The organism is Nocardioides sp. SRI_004 (genome assembly GCF_057586415.1).
On the sequence record NZ_JBYCZV010000009.1, the window covers coordinates 181,476 to 207,907 of the forward strand.

The following is a 26,432-nucleotide window of genomic DNA, read 5'->3' on the forward strand; positions in this document are numbered from 1 at the left end:
GTCCCGCACCGGCGCCGACGGCCCGGCTCGAAGTGACCATTGCGCCACCTCGTCCGGTCATGATCGGCGGGCTCCTCACGCAACGGCCTGCCGTCGTACACGGGCGTGCCTAGCCTGAGGACGTGCTGGACACCCTGACCCTCCGCGTCGCCTTCGGGTTGGTCGCGGCGTGCGTCCTGGTGCTCTTCTGGGGCGCGACCTACCGGTCCACCCGGTCGGCCTACAGCGGCTGGTGGTGCGTGTCCCTCGGGCTGTTCATCGTCAGCGCGTCGCTGTTCGTGCTCAACGGCACGCCGGTCCAGGCCGTCGCCAACCCGCTCGGCAATGCCACCGGCGTTCTCGGCGCGGGCTGCGTGTGGGCGGGAGCGCGCTCGCTGCGGGGCCGGGCCCTGCCGCGCTGGCAGCTCGCCGTCGGGCCGGCCGTGGTGCTGCCCGCGTCGCTGCTCGACGACCCCGCGCACGACGTGTGGGCCGGTGGTGCGTTCTACCTCGCCGGGATGGCGCTGCTGATCAGCCGCTCCGCCGTCGAGCTGTGGTGCCTCCTCGGCGAGCGGGACCTGGTGGCGGAGTCCCGGGCGCAGGTGCACTTCGCGGTGCTGTCGATGGCGGTCGCGTCGACCGCGATCGGCGCCTTCTACCTCGCCCGGACCGGCGTCTTCGTCGCCGTCGGGCCGCGGCACCCCGTCTTCCTCGCCGGCTTCGGGTCGCAGGCGACCACGCTGCTCACGATGATCCTGCTGGTCGTCGTCACCTTCGGCATGTCCGCGCTCAGCCACGAGCAGCAGACCTCCGACCTGCGCCGCCGTGCGACCCGCGACGGCCTGACCGGCCTGCTCAACCGCGACGAGTTCCTGCGCCTGGCGCGACGCGAGATCGCCACGGGCGGCCTCGGCCAGGCGCCCGCGGTCCTCGTCGCCGACCTCGACCGGTTCAAGGAGCTCAACGACGGGTTCGGGCACGCCGCCGGCGACAGCGCGCTGACCCGTTTCGCCGACGCCTGCGAGGAGGTCGTCGGGGCCCGCGGCCTCGTCGGTCGCCTGGGCGGCGACGAGTTCGTGCTGCTGACCCTCGACGACCGCGCCGAGCAGGTCGCGGCCGACGTCGCGCAGCACTACCGCGCGTCCGGCGGAGCGGAGCCGTCGACGGCGAGCTTCGGCCTCGCCGCGGTCCAGCCGGACGACGACATCGGACAGGCCATGGCCCGTGCGGACGAGGCGCTCTACCGCGCCAAGGCCGCCGGGCGGGCGCACGCCGTGCGCTGGACGGACCCGGCCGGGGAGGCCGGGCCGTCCGTGCGTCGTACGGCGTGACCTGCGTCCGCCCCGCGCAGCGGGCTCAGGCGCTGGCGTCCTTGATCTCGGCGACGACCTCGCCGTTGCCGATGGTGGCGCCGACCTCGGCGGTGAGGCCGGTGATGGTGCCGGCCTTGTGGGCCTTGAGGGGCTGCTCCATCTTCATGGCCTCGAGGACCACGACGACGTCGCCCTCGGCGACCTCCTGGCCCTCGGTGACGGCGACCTTGACGATGGTGCCCTGCATCGGGGAGGTGACGGCGTCACCCGACGCGGCCGCGGCGGCCTTCTTGCCGGCGGCACGCTTGGGCTTCTTCGCACCGGCAGCGGGACCGGAGGCGATGCCGCCCAGGCCGGCCGGGAGGACGACCTCGATCCGCTTGCCGCCGACCTCGACGACGACCTTCTGCTTCTCCTCGGGCTCGTCGGTCTCGCCGGCGGTGCCCTTGTAGGGCTCGATCTGGTTGTCGAACTCGGTCTCGATCCACGTGGTGTAGACGTCGAAGGAGCCCTCGCCGGTCGGGTTCGAGGAGGCGACCCAGGCGGGGTCGTTGACGATGACCTCGTCGAAGGTGAGCGCGGTGGGCATGCCGTCGACCTCGAACTCGGCGATCGCGCGCCGCGAGCGCTCGATGGCCTGGGTGCGGTCGCGGCCGGTGACGATCAGCTTGGCGATCAGCGAGTCGAACGCGCCCGGGATGGTCTCGCCGTTCTCGTAGCCGCCGTCGACGCGGATGCCCGGGCCCTGCGGCGGGTTCCACTTGGTGAGGGTGCCGGGGGCGGGCATGAAGTTGTTGCCGCCGTCCTCGGCGTTGATGCGGTACTCGATGGAGTGGCCGCGGACCTCGGGGTCGTCGTAGCCGAGCTCCTCGCCGGCCGCGATGCGGAACATCTCGCGGACCAGGTCGATGCCGGTGACCTCCTCGGAGACACAGTGCTCGACCTGGAGGCGGGTGTTGACCTCGAGGAAGGAGATCGTGCCGTCGGCGGCGACGAGGAACTCGCACGTGCCGGCGCCGACGTAGCCGGCCTCCTTGAGGATGGCCTTGGAGGACTCGTAGAGGCGCTTGTTCTGCTCGTCGGTCAGGAACGGCGCGGGGGCCTCCTCGACCAGCTTCTGGTGGCGGCGCTGCAGGGAGCAGTCGCGGGTGGAGACGACCACGACGTTGCCGTACTTGTCGGCCAGGCACTGGGTCTCGACGTGGCGGGGCTTGTCGAGGAACTTCTCGACCAGGCACTCGCCGCGGCCGAAGGCGGCGATGGCTTCGCGGGTGGCGGACTCGTAGAGCTCGGGGATCTCCTCGAGGGTGCGGGCGACCTTCAGGCCGCGGCCGCCGCCGCCGAAGACCGCCTTGATGGCGACCGGGAGGCCGTGCTCCTTGGCGAACGCGACGATCTCGTCGGCGGACTCGACCGGGTCCTTGAGGCCCGGGGCGAGGGGGGCGCCGGCGGCGAGGGCGATCTGCTTGGCCTTGGCCTTGTCGCCGAGGCCGTCGATGGCCTCGGGGGAGGGGCCGATCCAGGTCAGCCCGGCGTCGATGACGGCCTGGGCGAACTGGGCGTTCTCGGCGAGGAAGCCGTAGCCGGGGTGCACGGAGTCGGCGCCCGACTTCTTCGCGACGTCGATGATCTTGTCGATCACGAGGTAGGAGTCGGCCGGGGTGGTTCCGTCGAGGGAGTAGGCCTCGTCGGCGAGCCGGACGAACAGGGCGTTGGCGTCGGGCTCGGCGTACACCGCGACGCTGCCGATGCCGGCGTCCTTCGCGGCACGGATGACCCGGACGGCGATCTCGCCACGGTTGGCGACGAGGACCTTCTGCAACGGCTTGGTCTCAGGCACGCGGACTCTCCTGCTTCGGTGGCGTAACAACGGTTGTGCGACTGCCCGGGCAGTCTAGGGGCTACCTGCCGGGGGTCGACGCGCCCCTTCGGCACATGGACGCCGACGCCGTCCGCTGCGGCTTGGGTCCGGTGCCGGGGAGCGCTTAGCCTGCCCGCGTGATCCGCACCTACCGGCCCGAGTTCGACGGGCTCCGCACCGTCGCGGTCTACCTGGTGGTGCTCTTCCACTCCGGCCTGGCGCTCGCGACCGGCGGGTTCGTCGGTGTCGACCTGTTCTTCGTGCTCTCCGGCTTCCTGGTGTCGAGCGTGATCCTGGCCGAGGTCGAGCGCACGGACTCCTTCGCGCTGGGTCGCTTCTACGCCCGTCGCGCCCGGCGGTTGCTGCCCGCAGCGGTCGTCGTCGTGGTCGCCGTGGCCGGTGTCTTCACGGTGCTCTGGTCCGTGCCTGCCCGGATCTCGCTGGTCGGTGACGCGCGCTCCGCCCTGCTCTACTACTCGAACTGGCACTTCGCCGACGCCGCCGGCGACTACTTCGCCGCGGACAGCGAGAAGAGCCCCTTCCTGCACTTCTGGTCGCTGTCGATCGAGGAGCAGTTCTACGTCTTCTTCCCGCTGCTCGTGCTGCTCCTCGTGGTCCTCAAGCGGGTCGCGCTGCTCCGTTGGATCGTGGGCGCGCTGCTGGTCTGCTCCGTGGCCGCGCAGGTGTACTGGGCCGGGGTCGACGTGGACCGGGCGTACTACGGGACCGACGCCCGCCTCTACCAGCTGCTGGCCGGTGTGCTCCTGGCCCTGGCGCTGCAGCGGCGACCGCAGCCGACCCCGCGCCGCGTGGCCGTCGCCGCCGGGTGGCTCTCACTCCTGGCGCTGCTCGTCCTCGGCAGCGGCCTGCTCGACGTGTCGGCGTCGTGGCGCGGGCTCGGCGCCTGCGCCGCGGCCGTCGTGCTCCTCGGGGCGCTGGCGCAGACCGAGGGCGCCGCCCTGAACCGGGTGCTCGGCACGAGGATCCCGGTCTTCCTCGGCAAGATCTCCTACGGCACCTACCTGTGGCACTGGCCCGTCATCGTCGCGCTGACGACCGTCCTCGACTCCGGTCCGCTGGTCATCGCCGTCCTCGCCACCGGTGTCAGCACCGGCCTCGCGGCGCTGTCGTACGAGGTCCTCGAGATGCCGGTCCGCAAGGCGGCCGTGCTCGACCGGCTCCGGTGGTCCAGCGTCGTCGCCGGTCTCGCCGTGAGCACCCTGGTCGCCGTCGTCGTCGCGCCGGGCCTGCTCGAGCAGGACCGCCGGCCGGAGGTCGCGGCCGCGGCCGGGCCGGCGTCGGGCGCGCCCGGTGGCCGGGCGTCGGTGCCCGCCGACATCGACTGGAAGAAGGTCGTCGACGACCACGGAGCGGTCCAGTCGTGCACGGTCGACGACGTCGACGCCTGCCGCGATCACCGCGGCGCCGGCACCCGGGTGCTGCTCGTCGGCGACAGCCAGGCCCAGATGATGGTCCCGATGTTCCGCCGCCTCGCCCGCGACCGCGACTGGGACATGTCGTTCAACGTGCTCCCCGGCTGCACCTGGCAGGAGGAGCTCACGAACTCGAAGATGGGCGCCGAGGGCTCCGAGGACTGCCGCAGGGCACGAGAGGGCTGGTACGACGACGTGCTGCCCCAGCTCGACCCGGACGTCGTCATCCTCCTCGCCCGCCCGCGTGACGACGTCGAGGAGTGGGGCGACGTGGTGTCCCGCCGTGACGGCCCCCGCGAGCCGCTGGACAGGCTCACCTGGGAGACCACGAGCGCCACCCTGGAGAAGGTGAGCGCGCTGGTGCCCCACGTGCTGGTCGTCTCCCGGCTGGTGATGCCCGAGACCTTCGACCCGACCGACTGCCTGGCCTCGGCCTCGACCCTCGGCCAGTGCTCCGTGCCGGTCCCCGACGGCGGCACCCCGGTGGACGGCTACGTCTCCGCCGTGGCGGCCGAGCACCCCAACGTCGAGCTGCTCAACCTCAACCCGGCCTTCTGCGAGGGCGCACCGTGGTGCCTGCCGGTGGTCGACGGCCAGGTCGTCTGGCGCGACGACCACCACTACACGGCGGCGTACGTGAAGGCGCGCCAGCGCCCGGTGTGGCGCCTGCTCAGCCGGACCGGGGCGTTCGAGGGCTCCTGACGCCCAGCAGCACCGCGAAGGCGATCGCCTCGGCGACGAGGAAGGCGGTGCCGATGCGGTCGAGCGCGGCCAGGTCCGTCAGGAGGACCACGGCGGCGCCAGCCATGCCGGCCAGCCAGCCGACCGCGGCGATCCGGGCGTGCCCGTGGGCGATCGCAAGCACGGTCGCGACCAGGTTCGCGACGGCGAGCACGCTGCCGACCGCCAGCAGCGCGCTCGGCCGGCCGGGGAGGTCGGCGTCCGCGCCGAAGACGAGCCGGACGATCGGGGGAGCGACCCAGAGCCCGACGGCGACGGCTCCCGCGCCGAGCACAGCGGTGCCGGCGAGGAGCGTCCGGCGCAGGCGGCGTACCTCGTCGTGTCGACCCTCGACGACGGAGCGGGTGACGCGACCGGTCAGCTGCGGCACCACGCCGAGGGCGACGATGAACGGCGCGCGGTACACCGCCAAAGCCACGAACAGCGCGGTCACGTCCGTGGCCGCGCCACCCTGCACGGCGAGCACCAGCGGCCCGCCCGTCAGCACGAACTGGGCCAGCAGTTGGCCCGCCGAGGCGCCGGCCAGCAGCGAGAGCGCCGAACGTCGTGGGTCCGATCCCGGCTCGCCGGTGGCCGGGAGCGCGAGCGCGGAGGTCCACGCGAGACCGCAGGCGTGCCCCGCGACCAGGACGAGTCCGTAGGCGAGTGGGGAGTCGACGCCGGCCGCCCACAGGGCGATGACGCCGACGGTGCGCAGGCCGTTCTCGGCGACGATGGTCACGGCGAGGTCCCGGAACCGCTCGTGGGCGGTCAGCGCACCGCGGACCGCGCCCATCGCGAAGGAGCCGAAGGTCAGCGCCGCGACCAGCGCCGGGAAGCCGGCGTCGTCGCGGTGGAAGAGCGGGTCGCGCAGCAACCACGCCACGACCCCCGCCAGGCCGGCGACCGCGAGGCTCAGGCCGGCGACGGAGGGCAGCGCCGCCCGCACCGCCGCGAAGCCCCCGTGGGCCGCCACCGACCGGGCCATCCAGTGCTGGACCGGGAAGGTGATCGCCGCCGCCGACAGGCCCCACCAGGTCCACAGCACCGCGACCGGGGCGGCCTGCTCGGTGCCGAGGGCGCGGGTGGTGGTGGCGAAGACGACATAGGCCAGGGCGCCGGAGACGAGGGAGGCGACCGCGAGGGCGGACGTGTCGCGCCGGGCGCTCATCCGGCCGGCGTCAGGCGGTAGACGTCGAGGGTCCGGCCCGAGCGCACCTTCTCGGCGTACGGCGCCAGGTCGGCCGCGTGCGGGGCGTCGCGCCACACGACGAGCCAGCGCACGCCCAGGTCCCACAGGGCCGCGGCACCCTCGGCGCCGGGTGCGGTGAGGAAGCCGTCGTTGAGGGCGAGCAGGTCCTGGTCCCAGAACTGGTCGTCGCGGAACTGCGCGGTCCCGTAGTCGGGGTAGAGCGGGGCCACGCGGCGGTTGTAGGTCCAGCCCTCGATCACGACACCGCGCCCGCTGTAGGCGCCGATGAAGAAGCGCCGCCGGTCGCACGGGTCCGCGACCCGGCCGAGGCAGTGCTTGTTGGTGGCGACGAGGTCACCGCGCTCCGAGTGGTCGTGCAGCCAGCGCAGGACCCGGATGTCGGTGCCGTTGATGCCCGTGGGGATCGGTCGGTCGGAGGCGATCGCGGTCGGGCGCTCCCACTCGACGACCGCGTGCGCGGTGGGCACCACGCCGGCGGCCAGCAGCGCGAGCGCGGCCGTCGCGACGAACCCGGCCCGGCCGGCCCCGCTGGCGCGGCTGGCGGCGTACGCGCCGGCGGCGACGAGGGCGAGCAGGACCGCGACCGACAGCAGGGCCCCGCCGGCACCGGGCGCACGCCCGTGGTCGAAGGCGAGCAGCGTCGCCTGCAGCGCGACCGGGCCGGTCACGACCCCGGCCAGGACCAGGCGGGGGCGGGCCCCCGCCCGCTCCCAGAGCACGACCGTGCCCCACACCCCGGCGAGCGCCAGCAGCGGCTCGGCCGCCTTGTAGAAGTAGCCCTGGGAGCCGCCCGGGTGCGTCAGCGCCACCACGGCGCCCACGCCGGCGACGCCGCCGCCGAGCAGCAGCCAGGTGACCGGGTCGGTGCGGGTGCCCCGGTCGACGGCGAGGGCGAGCCCGCCCAGGAGGGCGAGCACGAGGGGCAGCGTCGCGAGGACGAGCACGAGGACGCCCAGGGCGCTGGCGAGCTCCACCTCCCGGCCGAGCAGGCCCTGGCTGCGCGCGGCGACGTAGTCCGCGCCGAGGTCCAGGCTGACGCCGCCGTCGCCGCCGCCGAACATCAGCCGGTTGAGCACCAGGAGCGTCACCCCGGCCAGGAGAGCGTCGGCGCCGACGACCCGGAGCGCGTCACGCCGGCGCACCAGGAGCAGCACACCGGCCGCCGCGACCGCTCCGGCGACGAGCACGGGGAGCATGCTGCCCTTGGAGCCGCCGGTCACGACGAGGAGCAGGAGCAGGACCGGCAGGCTGGCCCGGGCGCCGACCTCCCCGCGCCAGCGGAGCACGAGGACCGCGAGCAGGGTGAGCAGCACGAGCAGCCCGAACTGCTGGGTCGGCGACATCGGCGACGCGAGCGGGTTGCTGAGCCCGGACACGCCCCAGGGGCGGACGTCGAGGAGCAGGAAGGCGACCGCCGCGGCTGCGGGCCCGGCCCAGGCGCGCCCGGTGATCCGCACGGCCACCACCGCCGTCGCCAGGGGGACGACGACCGCGAGGAGCGCCGGGTTGAAGCGCCACAGCAGCTGGTCGACCCCGGTGTCCGAGACGGCGGAGACCTGGGCCGTCCACGCGTGCGCGAACCAGTGGTAGGTGAGCCGCTCGGCCGCGACCTGCGGGTAGTGCGGCGGGAACCGCTCGGAGACCGCGTGGGCCAGTGCGGAGTGGTAGGGCAGGTCGACGTACTGGACCGTCCAGCCGCGGACGTCGAGGCGCTGCGCCCAGGCGTCCCAGGCTCCGAGCGCCGGCAGCAGCGCGCTCGCGGACGTCGCGGCGCCCCACAGCCAGGGGAGCGGCTCGCAGCGTCGGGAGAGGACGCGGGCGCGGGATGCCGGGACGGCCAGCACGCTCGCCCCGACCAGCAGGGGGAGTGCGATCCCCAGCGCCGGGACGCCGACGACGACCGCCAGCACGTGCCCGGGGACCGCCAGGGCGAGGCCGATCCCGAGACCCATGACGACGTCCTCGACCAGCCAGCCGCGCTCGGGGCGCACCAGCCGCCACACGACCGCGCCGGGGAGCAGGTGTCCCACGGCCACGACGAGGCCGGCCCGCGCCAGCGCCAGGTGGCCGGTGTCGGGGCCGGTGGCGATCTGGAGGAGGGCGAGCAGGGCCAGCACGGGCGGCGCCAGCACTGCGACCTCGCGGGCGAGTCCGGTCCGTGGTGTGGTCATCGCCGGGCAGTATGCCACCGGCTCCGGTGCACGCCATGGCCGATCACGGTTCGAGGCAGGACCGCTCACGCGGTTATCCTCGTGCGGACCTCGACCCCTGGAAGGGATGGCGCTGCCGCCGATGACCACTCCGGCCCTGCTCGACCGTGGGCGGTTCCGCTACTCGCTCGTCGTGCCCGTGTTCAACAGCGAGGCGATCGTCGGGACGACGGTCGACCGGATCGTCGAGACCTTCGAGGGGGCGGGCCTCGACTACGAGGTCATCCTCGTCAACGACGGCAGCCGCGACCGCAGCTGGGAGGTCATCTCCGAGAAGGCGCGTGCCAACCCGCGGGTGGTCGCCCTCGACATGCTGCGCAACTACGGGCAGCACAACGCCAACCTCGCCGGCTTCCGCGAGGCCACCGGCGACTACGTCATCACCCTCGACGACGACCTGCAGAACCCGCCCGACCAGGCGCTGGTCCTCATCGACGAGGCGATGACCGGTCGCGACGTGGTCTTCGGGGAGTTCGAGCGCAAGCAGGCGGCCGGCTACCGGCGCATCGGCAGCCAGCTGATCTCGATGATGAACCGCAGGATCTTCGGCCAGCCCACCGACCTGGCGGTCTCGAACTTCCGGATCCTGCGCCGCGACGTCGTCGACCGGATCAACGCCTCCCGGACGGCGTACCCCTACATCACCGGGCAGGCGCTGCTCTACTCCAGCAACCGCTCCAACGTGACGGTGCGGCACGAGCCGCGCGCGGTCGGCAAGAGCAACTACTCGCTGGCCCGGATCCTCAAGCTGGTCTTCACGATCCTGTTCTCCTACTCGTCCTTCCCGCTGCGCGTCGCCGCCATGGCGGGCTTCGCGGTGGCCGGGCTGGCCTTCCTCATCGGCATCGTCTACCTGCTGCGCGGCCTGTTCTTCGGCAGCGACGTCCAGGGGTGGACGACCCTGGTGGTCCTCCTCGCCGTGTTCAACGGGTTCATCATCGGGATGCTCTCGATGCTGGGGGAGTACGTCGTGCGCACGCTCAACGCCGTCAGCGCCCACGAGAGCTACCACGTCGTGAAGCGGGTCAGCGCCGGATGACCCGCCACCTCCTCGTCATCGGCGGCCAGCGCTGCGGCACGACCTACCTCGCGGGCCTGCTCGACGCGCACCCCGACATCACCATGGCCCGCCCGGCGCGGCCGGAGCCGAAGGTGTTCCTCGACGACGCCATCCTCGGGGCCGGCCTCGACGGCTACCGGCGCACCTTCTTCGCCCACGCCGCCGGTGAGGCGGTCCTCGGCGAGAAGTCCACCAGCTACATCGAGCACCCGTCCGCGATCGGCCGGGCCCAGGCGCTGCTCGGCACACCGGTGGTCGTCGCCCAGCTGCGCGACCCGGTCGCCCGCGCCGTCTCCAACTACCGCTTCACGCACGGCTTCGGCCTGGAGGAGCGCACGCTGGAGCAGGCCCTCAGCGACAACCTCGAGGGCTCCCGCCCCTGGGACCCGACGCTCACCTCCGTCTCGCCGTACGCCTACCTCGAGCGCGGCCGGTACGTCGACCACCTCGCCCCCTGGCTCGAGGCGTTCCCCGACAGCTCCCACGTCTGCTTCCTCGAGGAGGTGACCGACGCCGACCTCGGCGCTGCCGCCCTGGCGGCCGTGTACGACGCGGTCGGCGTCGACCCCGCCAGCGCTCCGCCGCCCCCCGACGGACCGGTGAACGCGTCCTCCGGCGACGAGCCGGACCTCCCCGCCGACCTGGTCACCGCCCTGCGCGACCACTTCGTCGACAGCGACCTCGCCCTGTCCCGGCTGCTCCACCGGGACCTGCCCTGGGCGACCCGAACCACCACCGGCACCACCACGGAGGCACGATGACCGCCCAGGACACCATCCGCTTCAACGTCCCGGCGATCGAGGGCCGCGAGCTGGAGTACGTCCGGACCGCGCTCGACGGCGGGCACACCTCCGCCTCCGGGCCGTTCTCGAAGAAGGTCGGTGCCCTGCTCGCCGAGGCGAGCGGGGCCACCGAGGTGCTGCTGACCACGTCCTGCACGGCCGCCCTCGAGCTGGCCGGCATGCTCACCGACATCGGTCCCGGCGACGTCGTCGTGGTCCCCGACTTCACCTTCACCACGACCGCCCTGGCCTATGCCCGGGCGGGTGCCACGCTGCGCTATTGCGACATCGAGCCGCGGACCCTCGGCATGGACCCCGAGCACCTGGCCACGCTCATGGACGAGCGGGTGAAGGCCGTCGTACCCGTGCACTACGCGGGGGTCGCGTGCGACCTCGACGGCATCCGCAAGGTGCTGGCGCAGTGGCCGGGTGCGACGCTGATCGAGGACAACGCGCACGGTCTCTTCGGGACCTGGCACGGCCAGCCGCTCGGCAGCTTCGGCCGCTTCGCCACGCTGAGCTTCCACGAGACGAAGAACTTCATCTGCGGCGAGGGCGGCGCGCTGCTCATCAACGACCCGGCGGACGTCGACCGGGCGCGGGTGCTCTTCGACAAGGGGACCAACCGGCAGGCCTTCTTCCTCGGCCAGGTCGACAAGTACTCCTGGAAGGACACCGGGTCCTCCTTCGGTCTCTCCGACACCCTCGCCGCGCAGCTCTACGGCCAGCTGGAGATGCACGACCAGATCCTCGGCAAGCGCGCGGCGGTGTGGAACCGGTACGCCGAGCTGGTGGCCCCGGTCGCCGACGAGTTCGGGCTGACGCTGCCGGTCGTGCCGGAGGGTGCGCGCCAGGCGTTCCACATGTTCTACCTGCTCTTCCCCGACCAGGCGCTGCGCGACAGGGCGCTGGCCGGGATGGGGGCGCGCGGGGTGAAGCCGACCTTCCACTACGTCCCGCTGCACAGCTCGGACGCGGGCCGGCGCTTCGCGGACGTGCCCGGCGAGTGCCCCGTGTCCGAGGACGTCTCGGGCCGGCTGCTGCGGCTGCCCTTCTTCAACAACCTCACGGCGGAGCAGGCCGACCGGGTCGTGGGGGCGCTGCGGGCATCGTTGCTCGACTGACCTCTTTCGGGGGTTAGCAAACGTTAACCTGACGTCGTAGGATGCTGGCATGAGCCAGTTCGAGCTGTCGCGCGAGCACGAGGAGTTCCGGCGCACCGTCCGGGACTTCGCCGAGGCCACCATCCGCCCGCACGTGGCGGAGTGGGACAAGGCCCACCACTTCCCGACCGACGTGGTCCAGAAGATGGGGGAGCTGGGGCTGTTCGGCCTCACCGCCCCCGAGGAGTACGGCGGCGCCGGGCTCGAGGCGGCGGACGGCCCGTTCACCTCGCTGTGCCTGGCGATCGAGGAGCTCGGCCGGGTCGACCAGTCGATGGGCGTGACGCTCGAGGCCGGTGTCGGCCTGGGCATCAACCCGATCCTCACCTACGGCAGCGACGAGCAGAAGAAGACCTGGCTGCCCGACCTGGTCACGGGCCAGCGGCTCGCCGGCTTCGGCCTCACCGAGCCGGGTGCCGGCTCCGACGCCGGCGCCACGAAGACCCGCGCCGAGCTCGACAACGGCGAGTGGGTGATCAACGGCGGCAAGCAGTTCATCACCAACTCCGGCTCCGACATCACCAGCCTGGTCACGGTCACGGCCCGCACCGGCGTCTCCGAGTCCGGCAAGCCCGAGATCTCCGCGATCATCGTCCCGGCCGGCACCCCCGGCTTCGTCGCCGAGCCGCCCTACGACAAGCTCGGCTGGCACATCTCCGACACCCACCCGCTGTCGTTCACCGACTGCCGGGTCCCCGAGCACAACCTGGTCGGCGACCGCGGCCGCGGCTACGCCCAGTTCCTCGCCATCCTCGACGACGGCCGGGTCGCGATCGCGGCGCTCGCCGTCGGCCTGATCCAGGCCTGCGTCGACCTCTGCGTCGAGTACTCCCTCGACCGCCAGACGATGGGTGGCCCGATCGGCCGCAAGCAGGGTGTCGCCTTCCAGATCGCCGACCTCGAGGTCATGCTGCACGCCTCGCGGATGCTGACCTACCGGGCCGCCGCGATGAAGGACGCCATGGAGGGTGGCCGCGGGCCGTCGCTCAAGGAGTTCAAGCACGCCGCGTCGGTGGCCAAGCTCTACGCCACGGAGTCCGCCGTGACCGCGACCCGGATCGCCACCCAGGTCTTCGGCGGCTACGGCTTCATGGAGGAGTACCCCGTCGCCCGGTTCTACCGCGACGCCAAGATCCTCGAGATCGGCGAGGGCACCTCCGAGGTGCAGCGGATGCTCATCGCGCGGGGCCTCGGCCTGCCGGTCGAGTAGTCAGGTGCGGTGCCGGCCGCGCGCCCGACCCGGGTGCGCGCGGCGGTGCCGCAGCACGACCAGGCCCAGCACGGCGAGCCCGCCGGCGATCGCGGCCGCCGCCAGCCCCCGCCCGCCCAGCGGTACGACGGGATCCTCGGCCGGCTCCGCGACCGGCTCGACCGCGGCGGGCTCGCGCAGCGTGCCGTCGACGAGCCGGGAGGTCGCCTGCGGGCCGACCAGACCGGTCGCCGGGGTGTAGGCGGGCAGGCCGTCGCCCGCCGCGCCGGTCGTGTGCAGGGTGAGCGTCGCGGGCACCCGCAGGCCGGCGGCGCCGGGACCGGCCTCGTCGGTGCCCGTCCAGCGGACCACGACGTAGTGGATGCCGGCGAGCGCCTCGGTGGTGAAGGTCGCGTCGTAGGAGTCGCGGTTGCCGTAGGCCACCACCTGCGACTGCGCCCCGATCCGCAGCGGTCCGCGGCCGTCGAGCGGGACCGTCCAGTCGTCGGGCCGGCCGGCGGTGAACGACACCTCGCTGGTGCCGAGCAGCGGGCTGACCACGTCGACGGTGATGCCGTCGGGCGTGGGAGAGCCCGCGGGGAGCCGGGCGTCGAGCTGGGCCTGCAGCGACTGGTCCCAGTCGAGCGGGACGGCGAGCACCGCGGTCCGGCCGGGGCGCAGGACCACCGCGTAGCTGCCGTCGCGCACGACCGGGGCGTTGGTCGGCGTCGTACCGACGGGGACGTCGCGGGGCGCGGTCGGCGTGAGCGGGGCCCACGCGAGCGGCTCGGGCTCGGGCAGCAGGTCGAGGTTGTAGTCGGACAGCGGTGGCTCCTCGTAGACGAGCAGCTCGACGTCGCGGCCGGCGTCCGCCGGGTCGTCCGCGGCGCCGAGGGTCAACCAGAGCCGGTCGGCCGTCGCGCACCGGTGGTCGTCGACGTCGGTCCACGTGGACACATTGGTGAAGAGCACGGGATCGGTCTCACCGAGGGTCGGCCGAAAGACGCCGCCGCTGCCGCAGCCCTTGTCGCCCGGCGTCGTACCGACCTCGATCCGGACACCCTCGCCCACCGAGTCGCCCGCGCCGACGAACATCGCGGCGACGTGGAAGGTGCTGCCCTCGGCGGTGCGGGGCAGGACGTAGGAGAGGCCGCCCCGCGGCGGCAGGTGGTCGAGATAGCGACCGGTCGTCAGCTCGGGCGCGCCGTCGGGGCCTGTGCTGCCACTGACCGGGGTGCCGGCGAGAGCGGGCCCGGGGTCGTCGTCCGGAGCTGCTGCCGCGGGTGCCGCCGCCAGGAGGACGACGGTGGCGAGGGTCGTCAGCGCGCCCAGAGACCGGTCCACGAGTGCCCGAGCTCCCTGACCAGGCCGCGGAGCAGCGGCAGGCTCACGCCGACGACGTTGTGGTGGTCGCCCTCGATGCCGGTCACGAAGCCACCGCCGAGGCCGTCGACGGTGAACGCGCCGGCGACGTGCAGCGGCTCGCCGGTCGCGACATACGCCTCGACCTCGTCGTCGGTCACGTCGGCGAAGTGCACCGTGGTCGACGCCGTGGCCGCGGCCTCCCTGCTGCCAGCGACGTCGCGCAGGCAGTGCCCGGTGTGCAGCACACCGGAGCGCCCGCGCATCGCCTGCCACCTCCGGACCGCCTCGTCGGCGTCCTCCGGCTTGCCCAGCGCCTCACCGTCGAGCTCGAGGACGGAGTCGCAGCCGAGCACGAGCGCGTCCGACGCGATGTCCTCGCCGCCCGCGACGGCGCGGCACTTCAGCTGGGCCAGGCGCAGCGCGAGCTCGGCCGGCGGGACGCCCGAGACCTGGGACTCGTCGACGCCGGAGACGACCACCCGCGGCTCGAAGCCGGCGCTGCGGAGGGTCGCCAGCCGGGCGGGGGACGCGGAGGCGAGGACGAGCTGCGGCACCCGCTCACCCTAACCAGCGGGTCGGCGCAACCTTTCGGCGCACGTGCGGGTCGTACGGATGACACGATGCGCAGCGATCCAGGAGGTGCGGTGGCCGAGGAGCCAGAGGACCCGATCCAGCGGTGCTTCGACGCGAGCTACCGCCGGTTGGTCGGCCAGCTGTACGCCGTCTGCGGTGACCTGACCGAGGCGGAGGAGGTGGTGGCCGAGGCGTTCGCGCGGGCGGTCGCCTCCCGTCGTACCTTCGAGCGGGTGGAGCGGCCGGAGGCGTGGCTGCGCACCGTCGCCGTCAACGTCGCGCGCACCCGCCGGCGCAGGTCGGCGATCGCCGAGCGACTGGGCCGGCGTCCCGGTCCGGAGGTACGACGTGACGCCGACCTGTCGGACGACCGGCTCGCCCTGGTCGCCGCCCTGCGGACGCTGCCGGCCGCGCAGCGCGAGTCGCTCGCGCTCCACTACCTGGCGGACCTCCCGGTCGCGGAGGTCGCCGAGACCCTCGGTGTCGCGGTCGGGACCGTGAAGGCGCGCCTGAGCCGCGGCCGGATCGCGCTCGCCGCGGCGCTCACCACCGACCCCCTCGTCCACGGAGGCTCCCGTGACTGACGTCGACCAGCTCTTCGGCGACGACGCCGCCGTCGTCGCCCGCCAGGCCGCCGAGGCGGCCACCGTCCCGGACTTCGCCGTCCTCGCCCGCCGTGGTCGAGCCCGCCGTACCCGCCGCCAGGTCGCGGCCGTCGGCGCCGCCGCCCTCGCGGTCGCGGGCGTGATGGGGGTGGTGCAGGTCGTCGGTGGCGAGGACACCTCCGGCCCGCCCGATCCGGTCGGTCCCGGGCCGACCACGACCAGCGACAGCACGTCCGAGGCCGCGCTCGCCGCGTTCGTCGATGGACAGGACGGACCGCCGTTGGCCCTGGCCGTGGCGCCGGGCGACACCGACGCGATGGCGACGCTGTGGCAGGACGGCGAGGTGCGCGACGTGCTCGCCGTGACCGACGACGGGTTCGCCACCCGGCGGCTCATCGAGCTGCCGTCGGGGTCGCAGGTCACCGCGGGTCCGGAAGGGCGGTTCGTCGTGCGCCGGGGGTGGGGCGACTCCAGCATCGCCCTCGTCTCGACGGACGGGCGCGAGGAAGCGGTCCGCATCAGCGGGGCTGAGGGGCCGCTCGCCGCGGGGGAGGTCCCGGTCGACACGCTCGACCCCGACACGGCGGAGCACCGGCTGGTCGCGGTCGGCAGCGACGGCACGGGACACCCGGTCACCGCGCCCGACGGGCTCCAGCAGGTCACCTGGTTCGGCCTGCGGTTGGCCGGGTTCGCCTCGGCGGCGGACGGCATCGACTACCACTGGAGCGACGACGGCGGCACGACCTGGCAGCGTCACCACCTGTCCGGCTCCTTCCTGCCGGGGCTCGTCCTCACGGCCGTCGGCCAGGACCACGCCGTGATCGAGGGCGGGGACGGCGCCACGCTCTTCCCGCTGGACGTGGTCGACCGGGCTCCGTCCGCGACGCCGGCCGACTGGACCCGCACCCCGATCGACGTGCCCGACAGCCACGTCACCACGACGGCCGCCTGGCTCCAGGACGGGGAGGTCCGCGTGCTGGCCACCCGTTGGGACGACATCGGGCAGGGCTTCGATGCCGGAGTGTGGCGCGTCGTCGGTGACACCCTCGAGCCGGTCGCCAGCGACCAGCCGGGTGTCACTGGGAACTCGGATGCCGCTCCGCTCCTCGTCGAGTACCTCGACGGTCCCGTCCTCTGGGTGCCCGGTGCCGACGGCGAGGTGTGGCGCAGCGCCGACGGTGGGAGCCACTGGGAGCGCTTCGCGACCCGGTGAGCTCACGCCCGGGTGAGCGCCATCCCCAGCCACCCCGCCAGTGCGTCGAGCTCCGCCTCCACGGCGTCGCCGATCGCGGGCTCCCACGGGAAGTCCTCGTGTACCGCGTGGACGCGGAGCAGGCCGGCCTTGCGGTCGGCTTTCGCGTCGAGCTTCCCGACCAGCCGGTCGTCGTACACGATGGGGAGGGCGAAGTAGCCCCAGCGGCGCTGGGCCGCGGGCTTGTACATCTCCAGGACGTAGTCGAAGCCGAAGAGCTCGCGGGCGCGGTCGCGGTCGTAGACGAGGCGGTCGAAGGGCGAGAGGAAGGCGCAGCGGCCCTCGAGCGGCTCGTCCGCGGCTGCCAGTGCGTCCGGGTCGACCCGCCACTCGCCGTCGACCCCCTCGACGGTCGCCGGCTCGCCGGCGCCGCCCGCGCCCAGCTCCTCGCCGCCGTTGCCCTTGGCGGTCGCGCGGGCGATGCCGAGCGACGCCAGCCGCCGTCGGTCGAGCGCGGCCCGCGCGTCGTCGTACGACGGCACGACCAGGTCGGCGGGGTAGACCCGCTCGGCGAGGTCGTAGACGCGGAGCCGGCCGCGGCGGCCGCTGATCGCGACGTCCCCCAGCAGGGTGAGCATCTCCAGCATCCGGTTGACGTTCTTGTCGTTGTTCCAGCCGCTGGATGCCCACGGCTCCTGGCAGGTGTCGGGGATCTCGGCGGCGGTCCGCGGCCCCTCGGCGGCGAGCTGGGCGAGTACGTCGGCCCGGAACCGGTCGTTGGCCGCCACCCAGGCCAGGACCCGCGGGTGGAGGTCGGCGGTGGTCGTGGCGAGCACGAGTCCGATGTCGTCGACGGGCCGGACGAAGGACGAGTGCTCGACCAGCGAGCGCTCCGTCTCGAGGGCGAAGGTGAGGTCGGAGTGCTCGTACTCGTCCCCCAGGCGCGACCACAGCACGAGGTCCACGCTGGGCGCCACGGCGGCGGTCGGGTCGACCTGCAGCAGGGTCAGCTCCTCCACGACCTCGGCCACCGAGCGGCTGCGCCGCGCGTCCAGGAGCTGGGCGCGCAGCGCGATCCGTCGCGCCTGGCCGGGGTCGAGGTGGGTCACAGCCGGCCCAGCGCCGCCTTGAGCGGGTCGAGGCCGATGGAGCCGAGGTTCAGCGCCGCGGTGTGGAAGGCCTTGAGGTCGAAGTCGCTGCCGTGGCGGGCCTGGGCGTCGGCGCGGGCGTCGAGCCAGATCCGCTCGCCGACCTTGTACGACGGCGCCTGGCCCGGCCAGCCGAGGTAGCGGTTGACCTCGAACCTCAGCGCCCCGTCGTCCATCCGCGAGTGCGCGCGCATGAACTCGAGGACGCGGTCGGCGTCCCAGACCTCGCCCGGTCGCCAGCCGAACGGGTTGTCCTTCGGCACCTCGAGCCCGAGGTGGACGCCGATGTCGACGATGACGCGCGCGGCGCGGAAGCCCTGCATGTCGAGGAAGCCGAGCCGGTCGCCCGGGTCGTCGAAGTAGCCGAGCTCGTCCATCAGCCGCTCGGCGTAGAGCGCCCACCCCTCGCCGTGGCCACTGACCCAGCACAGCAGCCGCTGCCAGCGGTTGAGCAGCTCGGCCTGGTGCACGACCTGCGCGCACTGCAGGTGGTGGCCGGGGACGCCCTCGTGGAAGACGGTCGTGGTCTCGCGCCAGGTGGAGTAGTGCTCGTGGTCGTCGGTGAAGGAGAACCACATCGTGCCGGGGCGCGAGAAGTCCTCGGAGGGAGGGGAGTACCAGGCGCCGCCGTCGTCGATCGGCGCGACCTTGCACTGCAGGGTGCGGATCGGCTCGGCGATGTCGAAGTGGACGCCGTCGAAGGCCCGGAGGATCTCGTCGGACTTCGCCTGCATCCACGCCTGGAAGGCCTCGCGGCTCCCGCAGTCGCGGTCCGGGTCGGCGTCGAGGGCGGCGACCGCGTCGGCGACGGACCCGCCGCCGACGATCCGCTGCGCGGTGGCGGCCATGTCGTCCTCGATCCGCTTGAGCTCCTCCCAGCCCCAGGCGTAGGTCTCCTCGAGGTCGACGGCCGCGCCGAGGAAGTAGCGCGACGCCAGCGCGTAGGTCTCGCGGCCGACGCCGTCGGTCTCGCGGCCCCTCGGCTGCAGGTCGGTCTCGACGAACCGGCCGAACTCCGCGTACGCCGCCGAGGCGGCCTGTGCCGCCGTCGTCAGCGCGTCACGGGCCGACTCCGGCGCCTCGGCCACCGCCCGCAGGAAGTAGTCGCCCGCGGCGCCCTCCTGGCCGGTCCAGCCGCGCACCTGGCTCGCCACCTCGGCGTACTGCCTCCGGGCGGAGACGCGACCGGCGGCGGCCTCCTCGAGGAGCGTCGTGCGGTAGCCCTCGAGCGCTGCGGGGATGGCGGCGAGCCGGTCGCCGATGGCGTCCCAGTGCTCGGCGGTCTCGGTCGGCATCAGGTCGAAGATCTCGCGCACGGCGTGGGCGGCGCTGCTGATGACGGAGAACTCGCTGCGCTCGACGCCGGCGTCGGCCCGCTCGACGGTGAGGCCGACCCGCTCGAGGAAGGCGTTCTTCGCGACCTCCTCGCGCTCGTCGGCGCTGGCCAGGGCCGCGACGTCGGCCAGCGCGCGGCGGTGCAGCTCCTCGCGGGCGGCGAAGCCGTCGGGCGAGAGGTCCGGCAGCTCGCCCTCGTGGCCGGGGATGCCGGCGTAGGTCGCGGTGAGCGGGTCGAGCGCGGCCAGGTCCTCGACGAACTGGTCGGTGCGGGCGTCCACGAGTCGCGTCATGCGGGCGACCCTAGCCAGCGCTCCCGACAACCGCACCGGCATATCGCTCCGCCAGGACCCGGAGGTGGTCGACGAGCGCCGCGGGCGACTCGACGGTGAAGTCGATGCCGAGCATGCCGATCCACACCGCGACGATCTCGAGGCTGTCGCCACCGGTCACCAGCACGCACCGGCCGTCGGGCAGCGGCTCGACGACGCCGACCGCCGGGTTGATCCGGGCGAGGACCTCCTCGGGGGCGGCGTCGATGACCAGCCGGGCGTGCACGGCCCAGCCGGTCCGGGCCACCTCGCGCACGACGAGCTCGGTCAGGTCGCCGGGCAGCTCGGCGGGTACGAAGTGGCGCCCGCCCGGCAGGCGCAGGGTCAGCCAGTCGACCCGGTACGGCGCCCACGCCCCGGTCGCGGGCGAGCGGCCGACCACGAACCACCGCCGCTGCCACGCGACCACGCGGTACGGCTCGATCTCCACCCGCTCCCGGTCCCCGTCCTCGCCCTCCCCGTCCTCGCCGCCCGGCGGGCCGTAGAACGCACGCAGGCCGCGGTGGTCGCGGATCGCGTCGGCGATCTCGGCGAGCACGCCCGCGTCGACCTCGGGGTCCTCGACATTGGAGTCGGTGTTGACCGGGCCGGCCTCGGTCGCGTCGCGCAGCGCGGTCACCCGGCGGCGCAGCCGGTCGGGCAGCACGTGCTCCAGCTTGGTCAGGGCGCGCCCGCCGCTCTCCTCGAAGCCGGCGACCCCGGTCAGCGTGCGGAGGCCGACCGCGACGGCCACGGCCTCCTCGTCGTCGAGCAGCAGGGGCGGGAGCTTCGCACCGACGCCGAGCCGGTAGTGGCCGGTCCGGCCGCGGAGGCCGTCGACGGGGTAGCCCAGCTCCCGCAGCCGGGTGACGTCATTGCGCACGGTGCGCTCGGTGACGCCCAGGCGCGCGGCGAGCTCGGGGGCGGTCCACTCGACCCGCGACTGCAGCAGGCCCAGCAGCTCGAGGACACGCCCGGAAGTTGTCTGCACCCACCTGTTTTAACAGGAAAGAAGTGTTCCGGTATCGCTTCTAACGTCGGAGACACCAAGGAGGGAACCCCCACCGAGAACCGGAAGGCACGACCATGACCGAGCAGATCACCCCCTTCGTCATCGACGTCCCGCAGGCCGACCTGGACGACCTGCGCGAGCGCCTCGCCCGCACCCGCTTCGCCCCGGCCGCGCCCGGCGACTCGTGGGACCACGGCACCCCGGAGTCCTACCTCCGCTCCATGGTCGAGCAGTGGCAGGACTTCGACTGGCGGGCCGTCGAGGCCCGGCTCAACGCCTACGACAACTTCGTCACCGACGTCGACGGCCAGCGGATCCACTTCCTCCACGTCCGCTCGCGCCACGCCGACGCCACCCCGCTGCTGCTGGCCCACGCCTACCCGGGCTCGGTGCTCGACTTCGTCGACATGATCGAGCCGCTCGTCGACCCCGAGGCCCACGGCGGTCGCGCGGAGGACGCCTTCCACCTGGTCATCCCGTCGATGCCGGGCTTCGGCTGGTCGACCCCGGTCGCCGACGCGGGATGGACGGCGAAGCGCGCGGCAGCGGCGTACGACGTCCTGATGCGGCGCCTGGGCTACGACGCCTACGGGGTGCACGGCAGCGACATGGGCGCGATGGTCGGGCGCGAGCTCGCCGTCACCGACCCGGAGGGCTTCCGCGGCGCGCACGTGCTGCAGCTCTTCTCGTTCCCGAGCGGCGACCCGGCCGAGTTCGAGGCCTTCGGCCCGAAGGAGTACGCCGCCCTCGAGCACATGCAGTGGTTCCAGTCGGTCGGCGGCTACAACACGATGAACGCGAGCCGCCCGCAGACGATCGCCGCCGGCCTCGCCGACTCACCGGTCGCCGTCCTGGCCTACAGCGAGCTCCTCGAGAGCTTCGGCAACGGCACCAGCCTGGTCACGCCGGAGCAGGTGCTGGCCCAGGCGACCCTCTACTGGCTGACGAACACCTACGCCTCGGCCGTGCGCTACTACTACGACGAGCAGCGCTCGGGTGCCGAGCCCGTTGTCAGCGCCGGCCGGATCGGGGTCGCGGTGTTCAAGGACGACTTCCAGACGATCCGCTCGCTCGCGGAGCGCGACAACACCGGCATCGACCACTGGTCGGAGCTGCCGGCCGGCGGGCACTTCGCGGCGATGGAGGTGCCGCAGGACGTCGTCGCCGACCTGCGGGCGTTCTTCGCCTGACGGTCCCCGTCGCAGCGCCTGGCCGCTCCGGTCAGGCGCTGCGGTGCGTCCGGGCACCCCACAGGAGCGCACCGGCGACCGCCGCCTCCAGCGCGAAGAGGCCGACCATCTTCGCGCTCGGCCGGCCCTCGAAGGCCGCGGAACCGGCCCGGCCGGCCGCCATCCCGGCCGTCGCGACGCCGATCGCCGTCGCCGAGGCCGGGCTCGTCGCGAGGGTCGCGGCGAAGGCGAGCGGCAGGCCGCCGTACACGGCCCGGATCTCGGTGCGCGAGTCCGCACTCGGGGCGGTGGAGCCGATCACGGCGGGCACCACGCCCGGCTTGAGGAAGGACACGAGGCCGAGCCCGGCGTACGCCGCCGCGCCCGTCGCGATGAGCGGGTTCATGGCGCCATCGTGCGCCCGGTCCGGTGCCCGGGGCCATGACCTGCGAGGTCATCGGCCGCGGGCCGGGGACCCGTCAGCGCGGCAGGCCGCTCGCCCGCCACGCACCACGCCCCTGGGCGAGGGTGCGTCCGGGCGTGGAGCGGACCTGGCGGGCCGGGTTCGCCCACTCCGAGCGCGGCGGCTCGGGCGCGGGCGCGCCACCGCCGAGGGCGGAGAGGACCGCGACGATCGCGGCCACCTCCTCCGGCGTGGTGTCGGGCGTGACGATGCGGAGGAGCGGCTGGGCCGGCTCCTCGGGCTGCGTGGCCGCCTCGACGGTCTCCTGGACGTCGCTCACAGCGGGATGTTCCCGTGCTTCTTCGGCGGCAGGGTCTCGCGCTTGGTGCGCAGCAGGCGCAGGGCCTTGACCACCTCGGCGCGGGTCTCCGAGGGCATGATGACGCCGTCGACGTAGCCGCGCTCGGCCGCGATGTAGGGGTTGGCCAGGGTGGTCTCGTACTCGTCGATCAGCTCGGCGCGCTTGGCCTCGACCTGTTCGGCGGAGGCACCGCCGGCCGCGAGCTCGTTGAGGGTGCGGCGGTGGACGATGTTGGCCGCGCCCTGGGCGCCCATGACCGCGATCTGGCCGGTGGGCCACGACAGGTTGATGTCGGCGCCGAGGTGCTTGGAGCCCATGACGTCGTAGGCGCCGCCGTAGGCCTTGCGGGTGATGATCGTGACCAGCGGGACGGTGGCCTCGGCGTAGGCGTAGATCAGCTTCGCGCCGCGGCGGATGATGCCGAGGTGCTCCTGGTCGACACCGGGCAGGAAGCCCGGGACGTCGACGAAGGTGAGCACGGGGATGTTGAACGCGTCGCAGAACCGCACGAAGCGTGCGGCCTTCTCGGAGGCGTCGATGTCGAGGGTGCCGGCGAACTGCATCGGCTGGTTGGCCACGATGCCGACCGGGCGGCCCTCGACGCGGCCGTAGCCGGTGATGATGTTGGGCGCGAACAGCGCCTGGACCTCGAGGAAGTCGCCGTCGTCCACGATCGTGGTGATCACGTCGTGCATGTCGTAGGGCTGGTTCGGGGAGTCCGGGATCAGCGTGTCGAGCGCCAGGTCCTCGGCCGTCGGGGTGAGGTCCGCCTGCTCGTCGTAGGCGGGGGCCTCGTCGAGGTTGTTCTGCGGCAGGAAGGACAGCAGGCCCTTGACGTACTCGATGGCGTCGTCCTCGTCGGAGGCCATGTAGTGGGCGTTGCCGGACTTGGTGTTGTGGGCCCGGGCGCCGCCGAGCTCCTCCATGGTGACGTCCTCGCCGGTGACGGTCTTGATCACGTCGGGGCCGGTGATGAACATCGCCGAGGTCTGGTCGACCATGATCGTGAAGTCGGTGACCGCGGGGGAGTAGACGTGCCCGCCGGCGCAGTTGCCCATGATCAGCGAGATCTGCGGGATCACGCCCGAGGCGTGGACGTTGCGCTTGAAGATCTCGCCGTACAGGCCGAGCGAGACCACACCCTCCTGGATGCGGGCGCCGGCACCCTCGTTGATGCCGATGATCGGGCAGCCCGACTTGATCGCCAGGTCCATGACCTTGGTGATCTTCTCGCCGTAGACCTCGCCCAGCGAGCCACCGAAGACGGTGAAGTCCTGGGAGAACACGCAGACCTGGCGGCCGTCGACCGTGCCGTAGCCGGTGATCACGCCGTCGCCGTAGGGGCGGGTCTTCTCCAGCCCGAACGCGGTCGAGCGGTGGCGGGCGAACTCGTCGAGCTCGACGAACGAGCCCTCGTCGAAGAGCAGCTCGATCCGCTCACGCGCGGTCTTGCGACCCTTGGCGTGCTGCTTCTCCTGCGCCTTCGCGGCGGGAGCGTGCACGGCCTCGTCGGTCCGGCGCTCCAGGTCGGCGAGCTTGCCGGCCGTGGTGTGGATGTCGATCTCTGCCGGCTGCGGCTGGGCGGTCAAGGGGGCCTCCTCGTTCTCCAGCACCCCGGGGTTTCCTCAGGGCGCCTGCTGCGACAGGGTAGTGCCCGTGACTCTCGGCTCGAACCAGCACCCGGCCCGTGGACCCCTCGACGGCGAGCGCCTCGCCGCGGCGTTCGGGCAGACCCCCGGCCTCGCCCTCGAGCTGCTGCCCGAGGCGCCATCGACGAACGAGGTCGCGACCGAGCGGGCCCGGGCGGGCGTCGCCGAGGGGCTCGTCGTCGTGGCCGACCACCAGGTCGCCGGGCGCGGACGCCTCGACCGCACCTGGGAGACGCCGGCCGGCACCGCCGCGACCTTCTCCGTCGTACTGCGTCCGAGCGTGCCGGCAGCGTCCTGGCCGTGGCTCCCGCTGCTCGTCGGGCACAACGTCACCAAGGCGCTCGTCGCGCTCGGGTACGACGCGCGGGTGAAGTGGCCCAACGACGTGCTCCTCGACGACGACCGCAAGGTCGCCGGCATCCTCGTCGAGCGGGTCGAGACCCCCGACGGGCCGGCGGCGATCATCGGCGTCGGCATCAACGTGTCGATGACGGCCGACGAGCTGCCGGTCGAGACGGCCACCAGCCTCGCGGTCGCGGCACCGGGTGCGCCCGACCGGACGCAGGTGCTGATCGAGGCCGTCACCGCCATCCGGGAGGGGTACGACGTCTGGCAGGCCGGCGGCGACCTCGGCACCCAGCGGCTCGCCACCTCCTACCGCTCCCACTGCGCCACGCTCGGCCGCGAGGTCCGGGTGGACCTGCCCGGTGGCGGCGAGCTGACCGGCCGCGCCACCGACATCGACCCCGACGGCCGGCTCGTCGTCGAGACCTCGTCCGGGACCGAGCGGGTGGGTGCCGGAGACGTCGTGCACGTGCGCGCGACCGACTGAGTCGCCGCGTGCGCAGCCGAACCGGGCGAAGGGTGGGATGATCTCCCCGTGGCCATCTCGAAGAAGCTGCTCAACCCCGGTGAGCGACTGATCCTGAGCACGCGGCAGCACCCGAAGGCGCTGTTCGTGCCGATCCTCGCGCTCGTCGTCCTGCTCGCGATCGGGGTGGTCGCCGAGGCGAACCTCGACGACGACGGCTTCCAGCAGGTCGTCGGCTACATCGTGTGGGTGCTCGCGATCCTCGGCATCCTGTGGTTCTCGGTGCGGCCCTTCCTCGTCTGGCTGACGACGGTCCACGCCTTCACCGACCGGCGCCTGATCACCCGCAACGGCATCCTGACCCGCCGCGGCCACGACATCCCGCTGGCCCGGGTGAGCGACATCTCGATCGAGATCAACCTGATCGACCGGCCCTTCGGCTGCGGCAGCCTGCTGATCGCCGACGCGTCGACCCACGGCATGGTCCGGCTCAACGACATCCCCCACGTCGAGGCCGCGCAGCGCCAGCTCAACGAGCTCCTGCACGACCTCCACCAGGGGCCCGGCGTGCGCCGCGACGAAGGTGTCTGACACCGACCCGGAGCTGACCTTCCTCGGGGAGGAGCCCCAGCTCACCGCGGCGGAGGTCGCCGACCAGGCGGGCATCCCGCTCGCGCAGGCGCGCCGGCTGTGGCGCACCCTCGGGTTCCCGGAGCGCGGCGACGCCCGCGCCTACACGGAGGCCGACGTCGTCGCGCTCCGGCTGGTGGTCGACCTGCTCGGCGAGGGCATCATCGACCTCGACGTCGCGCTCAACGTCGCCCGTGGGGTCGGGCTGAGCATGGCGCGGCTGGCCGACTGGGAGGTCGGCGAGCTGGTCCACCACGTCGACGAGGCGTTCGCCGAGCAGGGCGGCGCCGAGGACGGCGACTCCACGGCCTGGGTGATGGACCGCTTCGGGGCCCGGTTCGAGGACCTGCTCGTCTACGCGTGGCGCCGCCACCTGGCCGCCGCGGTCGACCGGATGCAGTCGGTGCGCGCGATCGACGCCGACCCGCACACGACCGACCTGAGCGTCGGCTTCGCCGACATCGTCGGCTTCACGGCGCTGTCCAACGAGGTCAGCCGCGAGCGGATCGGCGAGCTCGTCGAGGTCTTCGAGTCCCGTTGCGGCGACGTCATCGCCCGCGAGCAGGGTCGCCTGATCAAGAGCATGGGCGACGCGGTCCTCTTCGTGAACGACGACCCCATGGCGGCCTTCTCCACCGCCGAGGGGATCATCAACGTCATCGGCCGCGACCCCCGCATGCCGGACGTCCGGGTCGGCCTCGCCAGCGGCGGCGTCGTGCTCCGGCTCGGCGACGTCTTCGGCCCGCCGGTCAACCTCGCCGCCCGGCTCACCCAGGTCGCACGGCGCAACCGGATCATCGTCGACCACGCCACCGCGGACCTGCTGCCGGCCGACCAGATCGAGTCGCGGCCGCTGCCGCCGCGCCCGGTGCGCGGCTTCGGCGTGGTCGAGCCGGTCGCCGTACGACGCGCCTGACGGACTGCGTTCGGCGAATTCCCGGATCT

General features: G+C 73.3%; 23 protein-coding genes. 12 read left to right on the plus strand and 11 right to left on the minus strand.

The window, feature by feature from the left end; genetic code table 11:
• Positions 1 to 122 precede the first annotated feature (122 nt).
• The gene (locus AC2YHB_RS14485) at positions 123 to 1,310 is read left to right on the plus strand and encodes a GGDEF domain-containing protein (protein ID WP_051931579.1); all 1,188 of its coding nucleotides are present in this window, start codon (positions 123 to 125) and stop codon (positions 1,308 to 1,310) included.
• A gap of 25 nt (positions 1,311 to 1,335) precedes the next feature.
• Here the strand turns inward: AC2YHB_RS14485 and AC2YHB_RS14490 are convergent, their stop codons facing one another.
• Positions 1,336 to 3,132 (minus strand): acetyl/propionyl/methylcrotonyl-CoA carboxylase subunit alpha, encoded by a 1,797-nt coding sequence (locus AC2YHB_RS14490; protein ID WP_179647773.1) that lies wholly within the window; start codon positions 3,130 to 3,132, stop codon positions 1,336 to 1,338.
• Positions 3,133 to 3,290: 158 nt separating this feature from the next.
• Here AC2YHB_RS14490 and AC2YHB_RS14495 point away from each other — a divergent pair, with 158 nt between their 5' ends.
• Positions 3,291 to 5,288 carry an acyltransferase family protein gene (locus AC2YHB_RS14495; protein ID WP_179647772.1) on the plus strand — a complete coding sequence of 666 codons (1,998 nt, stop codon included), beginning with the start codon at positions 3,291 to 3,293 and terminating at the stop codon, positions 5,286 to 5,288.
• Here AC2YHB_RS14495 and AC2YHB_RS14500 read toward each other — a convergent pair.
• Entirely contained in the window at positions 5,257 to 6,477 is a 1,221-nt protein-coding gene (locus AC2YHB_RS14500; RefSeq protein WP_179647771.1) for a lipopolysaccharide biosynthesis protein, read from the minus strand. The two genes, AC2YHB_RS14495 and AC2YHB_RS14500, sit on opposite strands and share 32 nt — an antisense overlap.
• On the minus strand, positions 6,474 to 8,690 hold the full coding sequence (locus AC2YHB_RS14505; protein WP_179647770.1) for a hypothetical protein: 2,217 nt from the start codon (positions 8,688 to 8,690) through the stop codon (positions 6,474 to 6,476). The genes AC2YHB_RS14500 and AC2YHB_RS14505 overlap by 4 nt, the downstream gene beginning before the upstream one ends.
• Before the next feature lie 121 nt (positions 8,691 to 8,811).
• Between AC2YHB_RS14505 and AC2YHB_RS14510 the strand changes: the two genes are divergently transcribed.
• From AC2YHB_RS14510 to AC2YHB_RS14525, 4 genes are read left to right on the plus strand one after another with little or no spacing between them, the layout of a single operon-like run.
• Positions 8,812 to 9,768 (plus strand): glycosyltransferase family 2 protein, encoded by a 957-nt coding sequence (locus AC2YHB_RS14510; RefSeq protein ID WP_179647769.1) that lies wholly within the window; start codon positions 8,812 to 8,814, stop codon positions 9,766 to 9,768.
• Positions 9,765 to 10,550, plus strand: coding sequence for a sulfotransferase domain-containing protein (locus tag AC2YHB_RS14515; RefSeq protein ID WP_179647768.1), 786 nt, complete (start codon positions 9,765 to 9,767; stop codon positions 10,548 to 10,550). Before AC2YHB_RS14510 ends, AC2YHB_RS14515 begins: the two co-directional genes overlap by 4 nt.
• Entirely contained in the window at positions 10,547 to 11,695 is a 1,149-nt protein-coding gene (gene rffA / locus AC2YHB_RS14520; protein ID WP_179647767.1) for a dTDP-4-amino-4,6-dideoxygalactose transaminase, read from the plus strand. Before AC2YHB_RS14515 ends, rffA begins: the two co-directional genes overlap by 4 nt.
• A 49-nt stretch (positions 11,696 to 11,744) precedes the next feature.
• Positions 11,745 to 12,944 (plus strand): acyl-CoA dehydrogenase family protein, encoded by a 1,200-nt coding sequence (locus AC2YHB_RS14525; protein WP_036541239.1) that lies wholly within the window; start codon positions 11,745 to 11,747, stop codon positions 12,942 to 12,944.
• Here the strand turns inward: AC2YHB_RS14525 and AC2YHB_RS14530 are convergent, their stop codons facing one another.
• Positions 12,945 to 14,267: a hypothetical protein gene (locus tag AC2YHB_RS14530; RefSeq protein ID WP_179647766.1), complete on the minus strand. Its 1,323-nt coding sequence runs from the start codon at positions 14,265 to 14,267 to the stop codon at positions 12,945 to 12,947. It lies immediately after the preceding gene.
• Positions 14,243 to 14,842: a Maf family protein gene (locus AC2YHB_RS14535; RefSeq protein ID WP_179647765.1), complete on the minus strand. Its 600-nt coding sequence runs from the start codon at positions 14,840 to 14,842 to the stop codon at positions 14,243 to 14,245. Before AC2YHB_RS14535 ends, AC2YHB_RS14530 begins: the two co-directional genes overlap by 25 nt.
• Before the next feature lie 90 nt (positions 14,843 to 14,932).
• On the opposite strand from AC2YHB_RS14535, the gene AC2YHB_RS14540 reads away from it, so the two are divergent.
• Together AC2YHB_RS14540 and AC2YHB_RS14545 are read left to right on the plus strand one after the other, a co-directional pair.
• Complete coding sequence (locus tag AC2YHB_RS14540) at positions 14,933 to 15,445, plus strand: sigma-70 family RNA polymerase sigma factor (RefSeq protein ID WP_308645464.1); 513 nt, start codon at positions 14,933 to 14,935, stop codon at positions 15,443 to 15,445.
• On the plus strand, positions 15,438 to 16,679 hold the full coding sequence (locus tag AC2YHB_RS14545; RefSeq protein WP_179647763.1) for a hypothetical protein: 1,242 nt from the start codon (positions 15,438 to 15,440) through the stop codon (positions 16,677 to 16,679). Before AC2YHB_RS14540 ends, AC2YHB_RS14545 begins: the two co-directional genes overlap by 8 nt.
• 2 nt (positions 16,680 to 16,681) lie before the next feature.
• Here the strand turns inward: AC2YHB_RS14545 and AC2YHB_RS14550 are convergent, their stop codons facing one another.
• The 3 genes from AC2YHB_RS14550 to AC2YHB_RS14560 are packed head-to-tail and all read right to left on the minus strand — an operon-like array spanning position 16,682 to position 20,443.
• Positions 16,682 to 17,767, minus strand: coding sequence for a DNA glycosylase AlkZ-like family protein (locus AC2YHB_RS14550; protein ID WP_179647762.1), 1,086 nt, complete (start codon positions 17,765 to 17,767; stop codon positions 16,682 to 16,684).
• Complete coding sequence (locus AC2YHB_RS14555; RefSeq protein ID WP_487354192.1) at positions 17,764 to 19,434, minus strand: DUF885 domain-containing protein; 1,671 nt, start codon at positions 19,432 to 19,434, stop codon at positions 17,764 to 17,766. Before AC2YHB_RS14555 ends, AC2YHB_RS14550 begins: the two co-directional genes overlap by 4 nt.
• A gap of 10 nt (positions 19,435 to 19,444) precedes the next feature.
• A complete protein-coding gene (locus AC2YHB_RS14560; RefSeq protein WP_179647760.1) occupies positions 19,445 to 20,443 on the minus strand; it encodes a helix-turn-helix transcriptional regulator in 999 nt (332 codons plus the stop codon).
• Positions 20,444 to 20,538: 95 nt separating this feature from the next.
• Between AC2YHB_RS14560 and AC2YHB_RS14565 the strand changes: the two genes are divergently transcribed.
• Positions 20,539 to 21,654 carry an epoxide hydrolase family protein gene (locus AC2YHB_RS14565; RefSeq protein ID WP_036541254.1) on the plus strand — a complete coding sequence of 372 codons (1,116 nt, stop codon included), beginning with the start codon at positions 20,539 to 20,541 and terminating at the stop codon, positions 21,652 to 21,654.
• Positions 21,655 to 21,685: 31 nt separating this feature from the next.
• On the opposite strand, the gene AC2YHB_RS14570 is transcribed toward AC2YHB_RS14565, so the two are convergent.
• From AC2YHB_RS14570 to AC2YHB_RS14580, 3 genes are all read right to left on the minus strand, one after another.
• A complete protein-coding gene (locus AC2YHB_RS14570; protein ID WP_487354193.1) occupies positions 21,686 to 22,039 on the minus strand; it encodes a DUF4345 family protein in 354 nt (117 codons plus the stop codon).
• Between the two features lie 73 nt (positions 22,040 to 22,112).
• Positions 22,113 to 22,376, minus strand: coding sequence for an acyl-CoA carboxylase subunit epsilon (locus AC2YHB_RS14575; protein WP_051931477.1), 264 nt, complete (start codon positions 22,374 to 22,376; stop codon positions 22,113 to 22,115).
• Positions 22,373 to 23,986: an acyl-CoA carboxylase subunit beta gene (locus tag AC2YHB_RS14580; RefSeq protein ID WP_179647758.1), complete on the minus strand. Its 1,614-nt coding sequence runs from the start codon at positions 23,984 to 23,986 to the stop codon at positions 22,373 to 22,375. Before AC2YHB_RS14580 ends, AC2YHB_RS14575 begins: the two co-directional genes overlap by 4 nt.
• Positions 23,987 to 24,053: 67 nt before the next feature.
• Between AC2YHB_RS14580 and AC2YHB_RS14585 the strand changes: the two genes are divergently transcribed.
• From AC2YHB_RS14585 to AC2YHB_RS14595, 3 genes are read left to right on the plus strand one after another with little or no spacing between them, the layout of a single operon-like run.
• The gene (locus AC2YHB_RS14585; protein WP_487354194.1) at positions 24,054 to 24,878 is read left to right on the plus strand and encodes a biotin--[acetyl-CoA-carboxylase] ligase; all 825 of its coding nucleotides are present in this window, start codon (positions 24,054 to 24,056) and stop codon (positions 24,876 to 24,878) included.
• Positions 24,879 to 24,926: 48 nt separating this feature from the next.
• Positions 24,927 to 25,448, plus strand: coding sequence for a PH domain-containing protein (locus AC2YHB_RS14590; RefSeq protein ID WP_179647756.1), 522 nt, complete (start codon positions 24,927 to 24,929; stop codon positions 25,446 to 25,448).
• Positions 25,441 to 26,403 carry an adenylate/guanylate cyclase domain-containing protein gene (locus AC2YHB_RS14595; protein ID WP_487354195.1) on the plus strand — a complete coding sequence of 321 codons (963 nt, stop codon included), beginning with the start codon at positions 25,441 to 25,443 and terminating at the stop codon, positions 26,401 to 26,403. Before AC2YHB_RS14590 ends, AC2YHB_RS14595 begins: the two co-directional genes overlap by 8 nt.
• The last annotated feature ends 29 nt before the right edge of the window (positions 26,404 to 26,432 follow it).